The sequence below is a fragment of the Hyphomicrobium methylovorum genome, from assembly GCF_013626205.1.
Taxonomy (GTDB): domain Bacteria; phylum Pseudomonadota; class Alphaproteobacteria; order Rhizobiales; family Hyphomicrobiaceae; genus Hyphomicrobium_B; species Hyphomicrobium_B methylovorum.
Window position 1 is genome coordinate 858564 of record NZ_QHJE01000001.1, and the last position, 15299, is coordinate 873862.

General features: G+C 59.3%; 16 protein-coding genes. 12 read left to right on the forward strand and 4 right to left on the reverse strand.

Annotation, left to right across the window (positions count from 1 at the left end):
- Positions 1 to 6: 6 nt before the first annotated feature.
- The 3 genes from ilvA to DLM45_RS16455 form a co-directional block, all read right to left on the reverse strand.
- Positions 7 to 1518: a threonine ammonia-lyase, biosynthetic gene (gene ilvA, locus DLM45_RS04330; protein ID WP_181335753.1), complete on the reverse strand. Its 1512-nt coding sequence runs from the start codon at positions 1516 to 1518 to the stop codon at positions 7 to 9.
- A gap of 110 nt (positions 1519 to 1628) precedes the next feature.
- Positions 1629 to 2333, reverse strand: coding sequence for a glutathione S-transferase N-terminal domain-containing protein (locus DLM45_RS04335; protein WP_181335754.1), 705 nt, complete (start codon positions 2331 to 2333; stop codon positions 1629 to 1631).
- Positions 2334 to 2575: 242 nt separating this feature from the next.
- Positions 2576 to 3049 carry a DUF6496 domain-containing protein gene (locus DLM45_RS16455; protein ID WP_181335755.1) on the reverse strand — a complete coding sequence of 158 codons (474 nt, stop codon included), beginning with the start codon at positions 3047 to 3049 and terminating at the stop codon, positions 2576 to 2578.
- Positions 3050 to 3185: 136 nt separating this feature from the next.
- On the opposite strand from DLM45_RS16455, the gene DLM45_RS04345 reads away from it, so the two are divergent.
- The 5 genes from DLM45_RS04345 to DLM45_RS04365 all read left to right on the forward strand — a co-directional run bounded on the left by DLM45_RS04345 (position 3186) and on the right by DLM45_RS04365 (position 9496).
- Positions 3186 to 3878: a protein-L-isoaspartate(D-aspartate) O-methyltransferase gene (locus DLM45_RS04345; RefSeq protein ID WP_210269792.1), complete on the forward strand. Its 693-nt coding sequence runs from the start codon at positions 3186 to 3188 to the stop codon at positions 3876 to 3878.
- Between the two features lie 181 nt (positions 3879 to 4059).
- Positions 4060 to 6162, forward strand: coding sequence for a DUF1217 domain-containing protein (locus tag DLM45_RS04350; RefSeq protein WP_181335756.1), 2103 nt, complete (start codon positions 4060 to 4062; stop codon positions 6160 to 6162).
- Positions 6163 to 6906: 744 nt separating this feature from the next.
- Positions 6907 to 7743, forward strand: a complete 837-nt coding sequence (locus tag DLM45_RS04355) for an ABC transporter substrate-binding protein (protein ID WP_210269793.1) — start codon at positions 6907 to 6909, stop codon at positions 7741 to 7743.
- On the forward strand, positions 7740 to 8729 hold the full coding sequence (locus DLM45_RS04360; protein WP_181335757.1) for a FecCD family ABC transporter permease: 990 nt from the start codon (positions 7740 to 7742) through the stop codon (positions 8727 to 8729). The genes DLM45_RS04355 and DLM45_RS04360 overlap by 4 nt, the downstream gene beginning before the upstream one ends.
- A complete protein-coding gene (locus DLM45_RS04365) occupies positions 8726 to 9496 on the forward strand; it encodes an ATP-binding cassette domain-containing protein (RefSeq protein ID WP_181335758.1) in 771 nt (256 codons plus the stop codon). The genes DLM45_RS04360 and DLM45_RS04365 overlap by 4 nt, the downstream gene beginning before the upstream one ends.
- A gap of 21 nt (positions 9497 to 9517) precedes the next feature.
- Here the strand turns inward: DLM45_RS04365 and DLM45_RS04370 are convergent, their stop codons facing one another.
- A complete protein-coding gene (locus DLM45_RS04370) occupies positions 9518 to 10081 on the reverse strand; it encodes a histidine phosphatase family protein (RefSeq protein WP_181335759.1) in 564 nt (187 codons plus the stop codon).
- A gap of 194 nt (positions 10082 to 10275) precedes the next feature.
- Between DLM45_RS04370 and DLM45_RS04375 the strand changes: the two genes are divergently transcribed.
- The 7 genes from DLM45_RS04375 (at position 10276) to hpnI (ending at position 15285) form a co-directional block, all read left to right on the forward strand.
- Positions 10276 to 10485 carry a CbtB domain-containing protein gene (locus DLM45_RS04375; RefSeq protein WP_181335760.1) on the forward strand — a complete coding sequence of 70 codons (210 nt, stop codon included), beginning with the start codon at positions 10276 to 10278 and terminating at the stop codon, positions 10483 to 10485.
- An 18-nt stretch (positions 10486 to 10503) separates the two neighbouring features.
- Positions 10504 to 11256, forward strand: coding sequence for a CbtA family protein (locus tag DLM45_RS04380; protein ID WP_181335761.1), 753 nt, complete (start codon positions 10504 to 10506; stop codon positions 11254 to 11256).
- Between the two features lie 6 nt (positions 11257 to 11262).
- Positions 11263 to 12159 (forward strand): DUF1289 domain-containing protein, encoded by an 897-nt coding sequence (locus DLM45_RS04385; RefSeq protein ID WP_210269794.1) that lies wholly within the window; start codon positions 11263 to 11265, stop codon positions 12157 to 12159.
- 145 nt (positions 12160 to 12304) lie between these two features.
- On the forward strand, positions 12305 to 12661 hold the full coding sequence (locus DLM45_RS04390) for a hypothetical protein (RefSeq protein ID WP_181335762.1): 357 nt from the start codon (positions 12305 to 12307) through the stop codon (positions 12659 to 12661).
- A gap of 173 nt (positions 12662 to 12834) precedes the next feature.
- Entirely contained in the window at positions 12835 to 13116 is a 282-nt protein-coding gene (locus DLM45_RS04395; protein WP_246317154.1) for a hypothetical protein, read from the forward strand.
- On the forward strand, positions 13113 to 13982 hold the full coding sequence (gene hpnK, locus DLM45_RS04400; protein ID WP_181335764.1) for a hopanoid biosynthesis-associated protein HpnK: 870 nt from the start codon (positions 13113 to 13115) through the stop codon (positions 13980 to 13982). Before DLM45_RS04395 ends, hpnK begins: the two co-directional genes overlap by 4 nt.
- A 94-nt stretch (positions 13983 to 14076) precedes the next feature.
- A complete protein-coding gene (gene hpnI / locus DLM45_RS04405; RefSeq protein ID WP_181335765.1) occupies positions 14077 to 15285 on the forward strand; it encodes a bacteriohopanetetrol glucosamine biosynthesis glycosyltransferase HpnI in 1209 nt (402 codons plus the stop codon).
- The last annotated feature ends 14 nt before the right edge of the window (positions 15286 to 15299 follow it).

Here is a 15299-nt window from a genome sequence, read left to right on the forward strand (position 1 = left end):
CTATCGCTAACGCAGGAAGAGCCGATAGGCGTCGTTTGCTGTTTCATCCTCGTAGGGGTAGCCGAGGGAATCCATTCGCGCATTGAACCGCGCGCGATCCTCCGGCTTCACCTGAACGCCAACGAGTACGCGGCCGTAGTCTGCGCCGTGGTTGCGATAGTGGAACAGCGTGATGTTCCAGTCGGATCCGATGCCATCAAGAAAGCGCAGCAAGGCGCCTGGCCGCTCGGGAAACTCGCAACGCAGGATGACTTCGTCGTCCAAGGACGGTGCACGACCGCCGACCATGTAGCGCACATGCAGAGTTGCGGTCTCGTCGGCGCTGATGTCGACGACGCCGTAGCCCAGATCTTCAAGTTCCTTGATGATCTCGGCCTTGCGGTTCTTTGCGTCGCGCGTCTGAAGGCCAACGAATACATGCGCTTTGCCGTTCTTGGCGTAGCGATAGTTGAACTCGGTCACAGTGCGGTTGCCAAGAACCTGCACGAAGCGGCGATAGCTGCCGGGTTCTTCTGGAATCGTAACAGCCAAAAGAATTTCGCGACTTTCGCCGACCTCGGCACGCTCCGCGACGTGACGCAGACGATCGAAGTTCAGATTGGCGCCGCTACAAATCGCAACGAGCGCGCCGGTGCGTTCCGGGTTTGCTTCCGCATAGGCCTTGAGGCCGGCAAGGGACAACGCGCCCGCCGGTTCGGCAAGAATGCGCATATCTTCGAAAATATCTTTGATCGCGCCGCACATCGCGTCGGTGTCGGCAACGAGTACGCCGTCGAGCAGGTCTCGGCAGATGCGGAACGTTTCTTCACCTGCCTGACGGACGGCAACGCCATCGGCGAAGAGACCGACGCGGTCGAGAACGACGCGGCTACCGTTATCGATTGCAGCCTTCATGCAGGCAGCGTCCGCCGGTTCGACGCCGACGACGCGGATCTCGGGGCGAAGAAACTTCACATACGATGCGATACCCGCTGCAAGACCGCCGCCGCCAATCGGAACGAAGATCGCTTCGATGGGACCAGGATGGCGATTGAGAATTTCGACGGCGATTGTTCCCTGCCCCGCGATCACGTCGCCATCGTCGTAAGGGTGGACGAACGTCAATCCGCGTTCGGCGGCAAGTTTGATAGCCGCGATGTAAGCCTCGTCGAACGTGTCACCAACCAGCACGACGTTTCCGCCCCAGTAGCGTACGGCGTCGACTTTGATCTGTGGTGTCGTGACCGGCATCACGATGGTCGCTTCGATGCCAAGCTTTTTGGCCGACAGCGCGACGCCCTGCGCATGATTGCCGGCAGACGCGCAGATCACGCCAGCCGACCGCGCGTCTGCCGGGAGTCGCGCGATCCGGTTGTATGCGCCGCGAATCTTGAAGGAAAAGACCGGCTGCAGGTCTTCCCGCTTCAGCAAAACATCCGCGCCGAGCCGCTGGCTCAGCCGAACCATCGGCTCAAGCGGCGTTTCGACAGCGACGTCATAGACGTGCGCGTCAAGAATCCTTCGTACGTATTCGGTCACGAGATCATTTCCATGGGAATTTCAGGCACGGCGACGCGGCCGAGGATAGCAGGTCTACCTGCTGCCGCTGCGCGGTAAAATAGCTTACCGCCAATCCCCTGTAGGCGCAGTTAAGGCCGGGCCGGGATATTCAGCCCGCGCTGAACGGCTGGTCGCGCTAGGCAGCTCTCCAGCCACCGCGGGACCTCCACCAGGTCGTCATAAGCGACGATTTCTCGTGCATTGTAGAATTCGACCAGACCGCGGACCCAGCCGAGCAGCGAGATATCGACGATCGTAAAGTCATTTCCCATAACCCACTTCCGGCGGTCCAGGCGATTTTCGAGCAACCTGAGCAGCCGCTTCGATTCCGTAACGTAGCGGTTCAAGGGGCGCTTATCCTCGTAAGCGCTGCCCGCAAACTTATGGAAGAAACCTAGCTGACCGAACGTCGGGCCAAATCCGGCCATCTGTAGAAACAGCCAAGAGATCGTTTCGTAACGCCTGCTCGACTCTGCGGGCAAAAACTTCCCGGATTTTTCGGCCAGATAAAGGAGAATGGCTCCGGATTCGAAAAGGCACAGCGGCCTTCCATCTGGACCATCAGGATCGATAATTGCCGGTATCTTGCCGTTCGGATTGAGAGACAAGAATTCGGGAGACCACGTTTCATCCTTCCCGATGTCGATATAGTGCGGCTCGTAAGGAAGACCGATCTCCTCGAGCATGATCGAAACCTTCACGCCATTCTGAGTTGGCGCCGAGTAAAGCTGCAAGAGTTCCGGATGAGCGGCCGGCCAGCGTGACGTAATTGGAAAATTGGAAAGCGCCGTCATCATCTATCCCATCAACGTCGGTGCCGTAGGACGCGAACTCCGACTGTCTCACACCTAGACCTTGCAGACTTAGAAGCAAAGGCGATAGCCCTCATTACATCGCATGACTCCCATCGCAAATGGTACTGTCGGACCAGTTTGCGAGGCGCGACTCGTTCTAATCTCCAACGCAGATCTATGATGCGATTGCGGACCTCTGGACCGCAGCGAACGGTGGTGCGGCGCGCTTCTTATTCAACGCATCAGCGCTTTGTCGACTGCAACGCATTCTGCAACTGACGCTTGCTCATTTTTGATCGACCTTCGATGCCCTGCTCACGCGCGCGATGATAGAGTTCGTCGCGCGTTGGCTCACCTCTCGCGCGCGTCGCCGCTGCCTTTCGGCCTCTGGCCGTTAGGCGGGTCGCATTTTTTCCACCCATCGCAGGCGAACTTTCGCGACGGTCCCGAGCTCCGACGTGAGACCGGCCTTCCCGCTCCTGCTGGGCAGTTTCACCCCGTGCTTCCTTAAGTTCGGCGCGCCGTTTGTTTTTCTCGTTCTCGCGCTGGCTTCCGTATTTCGAGGCACCAGCTTCACTCAGCGCGATGGCGATGGCTTGCTGTCTGCTCTTTACCTTCCCGCCCTTGCCCTCCGGTCCGCTCTTGAGTTCGCGATGTTCGTATTCGTGCATGACGCGGCCGATCGTCTTTCGCTGGCGCGGCGATGTTTTGGGCATTTACGAACTCCATTCACTGGCGTTGGCCCCGTTCTGGCGCAACGCCAGACGCGGCGTGAAGTTCCGGATCGATCGTGCGCTGCCGGAACCACCGTTCCGTACACGGGTTCTCTTTTTGAAGGGGTTCGCGAAGCACATGAAAAAGATGCTGAGCGTCATCCCGGCTGGCGCACAATCTGACTATTCAGCCGAGCAGAACGAAATGATCGAACACCAGCTTGTTGCGCGCGGCGTGCGCGACGAGGCGGTGCTTTCTGCAATGCGTTCGGTGCCGCGCGATCGTTTCGTGCCGTCCCGTCTAAGAGCCTCTGCCTATGAGGATGTGCCTCTGCCGATCGGTGAAAACCAGACGATTTCGCAGCCCTATATCGTCGCCGTCATGATCGAAGCCGCTCAACTCTCGAATGCAAGCCGAGTATTAGAGATTGGCGCAGGATCCGGTTATGCGGCCGCCGTCATGAGCAGGATCGCCAGGCGCGTCTATGCCGTCGAGCGGCACGGGACCTTGGCGCGAGGTGCACGACGACGCCTCAAAGCGCTCGGATTTCGCAACATCGAGATCAAGACGAGCGACGGCACGCTGGGGTGGCCTGAGCATGCCCCATACGACGCCATTCTCGTTGCGGCGGCCGGGGCATTCATTCCGCCCAAGTTGCAGCAGCAGGTTGCCATCGGCGGATGCCTCATCATGCCTGTTGGAAGCTCGGGCAGCGGTCAGAGCCTGCGCAAGATGATCCGAACCGGCGAGCGAAGTTGGCTGGAAGAGGATCTCGGCAACGTGCTCTTCGTCCCTCTCATCAGTGAGCAGACCGAGCCACAATCCGGTTAGGTCCGCTTGCCGCTGCCGCGAGCCATCTGAGCGGCGTCCCATCCTTTCCGAAACGTAAACGATTTGCTGCGACCTTGGCCGTAGCTTGATTCGGCGTTTGGCATCTCGGCCGCAAGGTTCGGGTAAGCCAGTCTCCGCACCCTTTTTGGCGCGCGCCATCTAATTCAACCGGGAGCGAATGATGATCTCGACCTTCGTCTCCTACCGAATTCTGGCGGCAGACCTCACGAAATCTCTATCGCGGGTCGCTTCGGAAGCGCAGGTCAAGCGCGACAGCCAATATTACAAAGACAATATCGGCAAGGTGAAATCGGTCGACGATTTCATGAAAAATTCGCGCGTGTACTCCTATGCCATGAAGGCCTATGGCCTGCAGGATATGAGCTACGCCAAGGCCTTTATGCGCAAGGTTCTTGAGAGCGATCTCACCGACCCCAAGAGCTTCGTGCGAAAACTGACCGACCCGCGCTTTCTCCAGTTCGCCCAGGCGTTCAATTTTTCGAAGACCGGCGAGGTCTCGGCGTCGCCTGTCGCGGCGCAAGAAGTTAATGACGAAGCGGACACGATCGGACTTTACTCCGATCAGCGCATCAAACGCGGCGCCGCTGCGGCGGCCGAAGCCGAATACTATCGAGCGAACATCGGTTCCATTACATCGGTCGACCAGTTGATCGCGCAGCCGCGTCTGCTCAATTATGCGGTGACTGCCTACGGGTTCGACGCGAACATCATGTCTGACACGACGCTCCGCGGCGTGCTGACGAGCGATCTTTCGGATCCCAACAGTCTCGCCAACACGCTACCGAGCGCCGGGTTCCGGTATCTCGCGGCGGCGTTCAACTTCGCAACAGACGGTTCGGTCAACGGCGCATCGGCGCAATCCGACGATAAGATCGCGGGCACGATCTATCGCAACATGGAGCTGACCGGAAACGGAAGCAGCCCCGCGGCGGCCGCTCTCAAGACGCAATATTATCAAACGCAAATCCCGCAAATCACGTCGGTCGATGACTTTCTCGCCGACGATCAACTCTTGAACTATGCGCTGACGGGCGTAGGGCTGGACCCGATCTACCAGTCCAAGCCAATGCTGCGTGATATTCTGACGAGCGACCTCAACGATCCGAATAGCGCCGCGAATCAGGCCTCTGGCGCTTATCGCACTCTGGCGGCAGCTTTCAATTTCGGAACGGATGGAAGCGCTCCTGCGGGACAGGCGCAATCGACGACGCAGATGCAGAGCATCGTCGATACGTACATGCAGAACTATGACGACGACGCCGTTAAGTCGGAAGAGTCCGCCACGACCTTCTACAAAGAAGCGGTCTCGGGTCTTGCCGACGTCGATGAACTCGTGGCGAACTCGCGCCTCTATCGGTACGTTTTGACGGCATACGGCCTGGATCCGAGCACGGAATCGAAGAACCGCATCAAACTCATTCTGACGAGCGATCTTTCCGACCCTGGCAGCTATGCCAATCAGAGTCGCAATACGCAGTACAAAGCCCTGGCCGCCGCTTTCAATTTCGGCACGAACGGCAAGGCTCAGACCGTGAGTAGCGCGCAGACGAACACGGGCATGCTCTCGACGGTTCAGCTTTATAACGCGGCCGTAGAAGATCCGAAGGCTGCCAACGCCTCAACCAAGGCCGAGAGCACTTACTACGGCGATACGTTGCCGACGATAAAATCGGTTGATGGTCTTCTGAAAGACAAGCGGCTCGTCGATTACATTTTGAAAGCTTACGGATTTGCCGACGCAAAACTCTCAAACGACGACTTGAAGAAAATTCTGACGAGCGACCCGCTCGATGAGAAGAGCTTCGTCAACAAGAAGGGTAAAACGATCTATCGCACCCTTGCGGCGGCCTTTAACTTCGATGCGGACGGGAAAGTGAGAGCGGTTCCGAGTCTTCAGGCGCAAGATCGCTCGAACATCATTTCCACGTTCGACTATTACGCACGGCAGACACTGGAAGAAGAAGCGGGTAGCCAGAACGAAGGCGTGCGCCTCGCGCTCTATTTCCAGCGCAAAGCCAAGACGATCACATCGGCCTACAGCATCCTTGGCGACAAGGCGTTGCTGCAGGTAACGCAAACGGCGCTTGGTCTTCCGGCCGCCATGTCGAACGCCGATATCGACCTGCAAGCGAACATGATCACCAAGAAGCTGAAGATCGCCGATCTGCAGGATCCGAAGAAGCTCGAAGCCTTCATCTCGCGCTTTGCCGCGCTCTACGATCTCAACAATTCGCCTGCAGCGACCCCTAGCCTTATGATTTAGCCGCGCGGTTATCCGCTTCTTTTCATGCAACCGACTGCACGCTTCGGCGTTCCGTTCACAAAGGTATTTTCGAGTCTGGAGTTGCGTGTAGTGGTGGTATCAACCTCAAATCTCACTCCGATCAGCGCCTACAATCCGCGGAGCTTCTTTTCCGCGAGCGCGATATTTCGCCGGGCAGCTGAAAAACTGGCAATTCATGAAGTTGCCTCGGAGCAAGGATGCCAGCTCGCGTTGATCGTTTCGGCTATGCGCCTTAGCGCCGATGGCGTCGAGCAGCTCGCGGACAACGCGGCAAATGTCTATCGCGGGCTTTACCAGCGAGAGTTAAACCAGCCTTTTCTCGCTTCTAATGTGAGCAATCTGCACAGGGGCAGAGCGGGCCTTCTATCCGTTCCGTGCGGACGCCGCGACGGGCACGATTTCGCAAAATAAAACGCGCGAGTGATGGCACCTTCTCTGCGCGAATTTTCTAGGCGAATTTGGGTCAGGGCTTCTTTCCTACCCAGCGAGTGACCTTAGACACTCTTTAGATCGACCCCCTTCCCGAGCGCAGCCTCAGCTTGCGCTCTTTCCGACTTTCGCTCTACAAGCGCTGCGCGCTCGATATAGCGCCATTACAATGCCGCCCTCGCAGAAATGCGGTGCTGGCGGATGTAGGAATGCTTTCGGTCTAGGGCAGCGGACTTGGCGAACGGAATTCACGATCGAACTGCGAGGCCGCGGGCCGGGTGTCGGGCGCGTGCGTTGCTGGCGTCGATCGCAAGCACATTCGCGCTGGTTTTTGCGACGGGCGCGGCGGCTGAACCGGGTCCGCATCGGGTCGTCTCGATGAATCTTTGCACCGATCAGCTCGCGATGCTCATCGGGGCCAATCAACTCTATTCCGTTTCCTATTTAGCGACCGATCCGGAATCCTCCGTGCTCTTTGAGCAGGCGAAGCGCTATGCCAAGAACCACGGGCGTGCGGAAGAAATCTTCGCGATGGCGCCTGATCTCATTATCGCGGGCACGTACACGAGCCAGGTGAGCGTCGCGATGCTTAAGCGTCTCGGATTCCGCGTCGAGACGTTTCCGCCGACGAATTCTCTCGACGACATTCGCCAGCAGATTGTGCGCATGGGCGACTTGCTGCAACGTCCGGAGCGTGCGCAAGCGTTGTTGACCGAGTTCGATCAAGCGCTCGCTGCAATTCCAGAGCCTCTTGCATCCCGCCCGCTTGCCGCGCTGTTTTACGCCAATAGCTACACCTCTGGTGGCAGCACGCTGACTGGCGAAATCGTAGAACGTGCGGGCCTAGAAAATCTCGGCGCGCGATTAGGACTTACAGGGACGGTTCGGCTGCCGCTCGAGATGCTTGTTATCTCGCAACCGCAGTTGGTCATCGAAGGTCAGCGCTTCGGTACGGCCCCAGCAATGGCGTATGAGGCTTTCCATCACCCGGCGCTGCAGGCGCTTTTGCATCACAGAGGCCTAACGTCCGTGCCAGACAAATATATGGTATGCGGAGCGCCGTTCACGCTCGAGGCCGTTCGCCTTCTTGTTGCGGCCGCGCGCAAACTCGACCATAGCCAAGCACAATGAGCTACCGTCTTCTTATTCTCCTCCTCGCAATTCTCACCGGCGCGCTGTTTTTCGGCTCGATGCTTGTCGGGCCAGCTAACGTCGATATTGCGACGTCGATGCGCGGGCTGTTCACCAGTTCCGATACGGCTGCAAGCTTGGTGATGTGGGAAATCCGCATGCCCCGCGCCGTCCTCGGGCTGATGATTGGCGCAACGCTCGGACTTTCCGGTGCCGTTCTGCAGGGCTATTTGCGCAACCCGCTGGCCGATCCCGCTGTTCTCGGCGTCAGCGCTTCGGCATCACTCGGCGCAGTGCTCGCGATCTATACGGGGCTATCGGCCGTCTTCCCGCTGGCGCTTCCGTTAGCAGCGATCGGCGCGAGCATCGCCGCCGTTCTGCTTCTGCAAAGTCTCGCCGGTGTGCATGCCGGCACGTTGACGCTCATTCTCGCGGGCATCGCGATATCGAGCTTCGCCTCTGCTTTAACGTCGCTTGCGCTCAACCTTTCGCCCAATCCATTTGCGGCGATGGAAATGATGTACTGGATGATGGGTTCGCTCACCGACCGGTCATGGCAGCACGTCTGGCTTTCGGCGCCATTCATGCTGATCGGTTGGGGCCTACTGGCGGTGCTGGGCCGCTCGCTCAATGCTTTGACGCTCGGGCCAGACGTGGCGCGGAGCCTGGGTATTCGACTGGAGCGCACGCAGATGCTCGCCGTCTTGGGAACCGCCGCTTCTGTTGGCGCGGCGACCGCTGTTGCTGGCGGCATTGGGTTCATAGGCCTCATTGTACCGCATCTTTTGCGGCCACTGGTCGGCGCTGAACCGAAACGCCTGCTGCTGACGAGCGCGCTGGCTGGAGCGGCTCTGCTTCTTGCCGCTGACGTTGCTGTTCGCGTCATTGCACCGGCTCGCGATCTGAAGCTCGGCGTTTTGACTGCGATTGTCGGCGCTCCGTTCTTCCTCTGGCTTGTCATCAAACACCGGAAGAATGTGCTGTGACGAACATTCGAGTCGAAAATCTGTCGGTTGGTCTCAAGGGTCGCGAGGTTGTGCGCGACGTCTCGTTCTCGATTTCGGCCGGTGAAGTTGTCGGCCTGATCGGTCCGAACGGCGCGGGTAAATCGACGCTGCTTAGAACGACCGCCGGGCTGTTGCCCTCGCATGGGGCGATCACTTTAGATGGCCAGCGGCTTGAAGATCTGGGCGCCCATGCACGCGCAAAACTGATCGGCTATCTTCCGCAAGAGCGTGAAGTTGCATGGCCCATAACGGCCTCTCGCCTTGTGGCGCTTGGGCGAACGCCGCATCTGGCTCCCTTCTCTGACTTCACTCGCGAAGACCGCACGATTGCAGATGAAGCATTACGCCAAGTAGATGCGGCCGAATTTCAGGACCGTGTCGTGTCAGAGCTCTCCGGCGGTGAGCGCGCACGCGTGTTGATCGCCCGAATGTTGGCGCAGCAAACTCCCATTATCATCGCAGACGAGCCGACGGCGGGGCTCGATCCGGGGCATCAGATTTCGTTGGTCGAAATTCTTACCCGGCTCGCGGAAGACGGCCGCACGATTGTGCTCGCGCTGCATGAAGTGGCGCTTGCAGCGCGCTGGTGCACGCGCATTCTGCTGTTGAACCAGGGCCGGATCGTTGCCGACGGGCCGCCGAAGGAGGTGCTTACCAGCGGCCTCTTCGAACGCACTTACGGCGTTCGCGTGTTCGTAGCCGATGGACCGGATGGCTTCATCATTCAGCCGATAAGCAGAATTTAAGTTGTCGTCGCTTCGGCGGCACTATTTCGACAGTGCCTGCAAAACCCATCTGCCACCGAAATAGCTCAGTTCGACGATGGACAGCGGAGCGATGTCGATACGCCGACAGGAGGCGGGGCCGGCTTCTATCGCCGTTACGATCGCCGCTCGCATGACAGCCGGATGCGTGACAGCAACGACACGGCCACGGCCGCTTGCCACATCGGCCATCCAATCGGCAACGCGCGAGCATACCGTCTCCATTGACTCGCCGCCATGAGGGTTGGCGGCCGGATCTGACAGCCATTCGACCAGCGCTTCGGGCTCGGCGGTTTGGATCTCGGCAAGAGCGCGGCCTGCCCAGCGCCCCAAATCTACGTCCTGCAGCCGGGGTTCGACCGTAGCGGCTAGGCCGATCGCCGCTGCCGTATCGAGCGCCCGGCGCATCGGGCTGCTCAGGGCGCTGGCAGCCTTGGTGAAATTCTGCCGCAGGCTCGTCGCGTCCTGCAGGCCCCGATCGTCAAGTCCCTCGTCATCCCTGGGAAACGCCGGGGCTCGGAGAGAGGGCGTCGAAGCGGCGCAGACAAGTGTCAGGCGCAGTGACATGGGGGCTCCGCGTTGACAAATTTCGGGGCGAACTTATGGTGATCTGGCACTATCACGGGCAGGAAACCGGTGAAACTCCGGAACGGTCGCGCCACTGTAACGGCGAATGCATTTTCTTTCGCCGGAAGTCAGACCCTGCTGTGAAGTCCGCATAAATTCGAACGGGACGCGCAATCCCAGGAAGATCCCACATCATGACCTACTCTGCGATTTCGCTCGATACCGCCGCCGCTCCCATTCCGGTGCGCGAGATTTTGCCTTGGGCCGTATTCGCCGGGCTGCTGTTCCTTATCGCGCTTTATTTCGTGGGCGTTGAAGAAGGCGCGTTTTCGATTTTCAACGGCCGCTACGTGCATGAATTTGTGCATGACGGCCGCCATCTGCTCGGCTTTCCCTGCCACTAGCCGGGAAGCACACAATTTATGGGACAGCTTCTCCTCCGGGGCATGATTGCCGGGCTTCTGGCAAGCTTGCTCGCGTTTGGCTTTGCGCGCATCGTGGGCGAACCACCGATCGAGCGCGCCATCGCACTTGAAGAATCGAGCGCGTCTGCGGAAGCGCCACACACGCATGACGATGCGGCGGGCGCTCATACGCATTCGCATAACGATGAAGATGCTCTTGTCAGCAGGGACGTTCAGGCTGGGCTTGGCCTCTTCGTGAGTGTCGCTGTCTACGGAACGGCGCTTGGCGGCCTCTTTGCACTCGTCTTCGCATTCGCCGACGGCCGGCTCTTTTCGCTTTCGCCGCGTGCGATGGCGCTCGTGCTGGCGGCGATGGGATTTGCGGTGATGTATCTCGTGCCCGGCCTGAAATACCCGGCGAATCCGCCCGCTGTGGGTCACGCCGACAGCATCGATCAGCGCACGCTCCTCTTCTTCACGATGCTGGTATTTTCGCTGGCGGCACTCGCCGTCGCGATCACCATCGGCCGTCGGCTGGCAACCTTCTCAGGGCCGTGGAACGGCGCGATTTCCGGGGGCGGCATCTATTTGCTGCTGATCGTATTATCGTCGGTCGCGCTTCCATCAATCGACGAAGTCCCGAATGCGTTTCCGGCTGAGCTCTTGTGGGATTTTCGTATTGCCGCGTTAGGAACCCAGGGCGTGCTTTGGGCATCCATCGGTTTGCTGTTCGGTGCTCTCGTGGAGGGCACACGGCGAAAAGCCATTTGAGGCAAAATGAACGTCCAGGAAAAAGTCATAAGAAGACATTCTCCCTGCATCGGTGTTTGCCGGATCGACGAGGCGGTCGGGCAATGCGTCGGGTGTGCGCGCACGCGTTCGGAGATCACTGACTGGATCGCGATGAGCGAACAGCAGCGCGAAGATGTCTGGCGCATGCTGCCTGCACGTTTGGATAAGCTTTCCGTTCGCATCAGGTTACTCGGCTGGACGCGCGACGAAATTGCCAGCTGGGCGGCGCAAACGGTTTCCGACCGCCAAGGCTCCTGGGTAACGGGCGTGCCCGGCGCGGTCGCTGAATTTCCCTGCACGCCGGATCGCAACGTCGATGTCGAGATGAACGGCGAGGGCGTCACGGCGCGCGCGTCGGACGCATCGTTCCGCCTGCGGCTTACCGACAAAGTTCGAGCCTTCGCTTTCGGCGATGGATCGATCGTCTTGGGAATTCCCAGAGGGCGCGCCGCTATCCCATCGCAGAGCGTGGTGACGCCGCTCGGTCCTGACATCGATGCCATCGACGAACAGCATCGTGACGACCGGCTTTTCGATTTCGGCATTGGGCGCAAGACGAATCGCTTCTGCGTGCGGACTGGCGACTCCGAACTTGTCGCCGCGTTGGAAGCAAAAGCAGGCAAGCATTGGTCCGAAGTCATGATGGACGTCGGCATGAAGATTCTGGCTGTTGGCCCCAACCGCGTTGTCGAATCGGTCCTTGCCCGAATTGAAGTCTTCGCGCCGATTCCGATGCCTGGCGGCAAGTCTCCGGATGGTGCGCACACGCATCTGCTGCCGGAGTTTCTAAAGTCCGGGGAGGATATTCCGGCGAGCCTTGCGCTCCCGGATTATGCAGCGCCCATCGCGATCTTTTATCCGACTGCCTCCCGGGCAGCTTAGCGAATCACTTTCCTGTCCATTGGCTTTCCAATTCGATAGCTGGCTTGTCCCCAAGTGTCGGCCCATGGTGCGTGTTCAAACTTGAGGCTATTGCGACGAAGGAGTAACCACGAGGGAGCCTATTCGAACAATATGCGAGGACGCGATGCGCAGCGCTGCTCTTGGACTTCTGACTTTCGCCGCCATTGGCCTGGCCGCCTCCCACGCGATGGCGGACGATCAGCAGGCGTCTTTCACATCCCTGATTGCGAAAGACTATGAGGTCAGATCCGTTACGCTCGTTCCGCTCGAAGTTGCGAAGCGCGCAACGGAATCCGTGAAGACCGACACTGTGATCGTGACGATGCAGAACAAGCAGTCGGTTGCTGTCTGCTACATCGCGTTTGCGAACTGGGCATTCATGAACAAGACATCGCTCGATACGTCGACGCTGTGCGAAGTTCGTGACGGCACGCCTGCTCCGGCGGACACATCGTCTCCACCTGCGAGCACGACGCCTTAAGCTGCGCGTGCCGTGTCGTGGCGTTAACCACGAGTGAGACGCGGGCGGCGTTTCCAATACGAACGGCCGGTGGGGCATGACCCACGGGAGAGACGACAGGCCTTAGTTTCAACGTGATGCAAAGGTCGTATCGTTGCTGTTCAAACTTTTCCTCGCGTAATCGGATGGTGCATTTGAAAAGCAAATCGAGATCGGCCTCAGTCGCGCTCGCCGCTGGTGCGGCCTTGGCGCTCATAGTCGCTGTCGCGCCCAGCGCCAGTCAGGCGCACAGCGGCACCGCGGATGAACAGGCTGCCTGTACGGGAGACGTCCTCAGCCTCTGCTTCTCAGAAATTCCGAATGAAAAGCGCATCGTGGCCTGTCTCAATCGCAAGCTCGACAAGCTCAGTCCGGCGTGCCGACAGGTTATCGATCCCTCGCCGAAATCCAAACGCACCCGCCGGAAGGCGAATTGAAAACCTCCTCGCATAGACTGATCGTTACCGCTGACGACTTCGGACTTTCCGTGCCCGTCAACGAAGCGGTCGAACAAGCGCATGAACGCGGGATCTTGACTGCGGCCAGTCTTATGACGGGCGCTCCCGCGTGCGACGAGGCCGTTGAGCGCGCGCGACGATTGCCGCGTCTCGGCGTTGGCCTGCATTTGACGCTCGTCGATGGACGGCCTGTGCTGCCAGCGAGTGAAGTGCCAGGGCTTGTCGGGCCGGACGGGCGATTTTCGACAGACCCGACGAAGTTCGGTACGGCGCTCTTTTTCTCGTCCGAGCTTCGACGGCAAGCTGAAGCGGAGATCACTGCGCAGTTTGAAGCGTTCCGGCGAACCGGTCTGCCGCTCGACCACGTGAACGGGCACCAGCATTTCCACATGCATCCGGTGATCTCGAAAATCATCGCGAGGCTTGCTCCGGCTTTCGGCAATCCGGGCGTGCGTATTCCGGTAGAGCCGCCGCTGGCGTCGTATCGCGCAGCGGGCGATCGATTGGGTGGACGGCTTTCGGCATGGGCCTTCTATGTCGCGCAGACGCGCCTTTTGCGACGTCGCGTGAGGTCTGCGGGATTGCCCGTCAACCGGTATGTGTTTGGATTGAACGAGAGCGGCGCAATGATCGAAAGCCGCGTTCTGGCTTTTCTGGATCATATCCCGGCGGGCCCGTGCGAAATCTATTTTCATCCCGCGACGCGGCGTTGGGACGGCGTAGATAATCTGCCCGTAAGTTATCGGCCGGTGGACGAATTTTCCGCGCTCACGAGCGCTGCCGTGAAGGCAAAAGTTGCGGCGCTTGGGATCACATTGGTGCCCTTCCGGGGCGCTTTCGGCTGAAGCGCTCGAATCGTGGGGCGCCGTATGCTATGGCGCTCGAATCCCCGGCTGCTCGCCGGTGTGACTGGGCAGGGCTACCGGAACACACGATCTCATGGCGCTCTACGTCGTTTCAATTTGGCAGGTCTTGGGCATCGTAATCGGGCTCGCTGGGCTCGCATATCTTCTGCTCGCTGTCCGCGCGACGCTGATGTTCCGCGAGCGGCCGGAGACCGGTTCTGAACCCCGACCCGGCGTATCGGTTCTCAAGCCGGTCTACGGCGACTCGCCGACGCTCTATCAATGTCTGCGGTCTTTCTGCGAGCAAGACTATCCGCTGTACGAAGTCATCTTCGGCGCGCACACGCCGGACGATCCCGCCATTGCCGTCGTCAATCGGCTGATCCGTGAGTTTCCGGATCGCGATCTCCGCCTTGTCGTTGATGGCGCGCTCGCCGGGCCGAACCGCAAGGCAGCGAATCTCGCGAATATCATGAAGACCGCGAAATTCGATCTCATCGTTCTCGCGGATAGCGACGTGCGGGTGGACCGGAATTGCATTGCTTCGATGGCAGCGCCGTTCGACGATGCGAGTGTCGGTGCGGTTGCGTCGATTTATAAGGGCTGGCCAATCGACAATACGCCATCGCGCTTTGGCGCAGCGTATCTAAACGACTGGTTCGTGCCGTCGGTGCTAGTCGATTCCAGTTTGCGCGGGATCGATTTTGTATTCGGCGCAATGAGTGCCGTGCGCCGCGAAGCGCTCGATGCGATCGGCGGCTTCGAAATGTTGGCGCGATGCCTCGCCGAAGATTTTTCCATGGGTCGCTTCGTTGCGCATCGCGGATGGCGCGTGGTGCTTTCGCCGTACGCCTGCGATACGGTCGTGGCGGAGAAGACCTTCGCGGAGATGTTTCGGCATGAGGTGCGCTGGCAGCGATCCGAACGTGCATGCCGGCCGTTCGATCAGTTCATGTCCGTCGTAACGTGGCCGCTACCGCTGTTGCTCGTTCTGCTGTTGCCGCAGCCAAGCATTATCGGATTGGCAATTATCGGCGCGCACATCGCGCTTCGACTCTTGCTTCATGTGCTGGTGCGCCGTCGATTTGTGATCGATGCGCCGTCAGAAATCTGGCTCGTTCCTTTACGGGAATGCGCGTGCTTCTTCGCATGGGCCGCCGGTCTGTTTGGAAATCGCATTGTTTGGGGATCGGAGACCTTCAGCATTCGCGCATATCGCTCGCTGATGGCGGCGGACGAGCGACGCTCCCTCGAAGACGCTCAACTCTCGCAGCGCTCGAAAGCACCTCTTGGCACACGATGAAATTCCAAATCGGC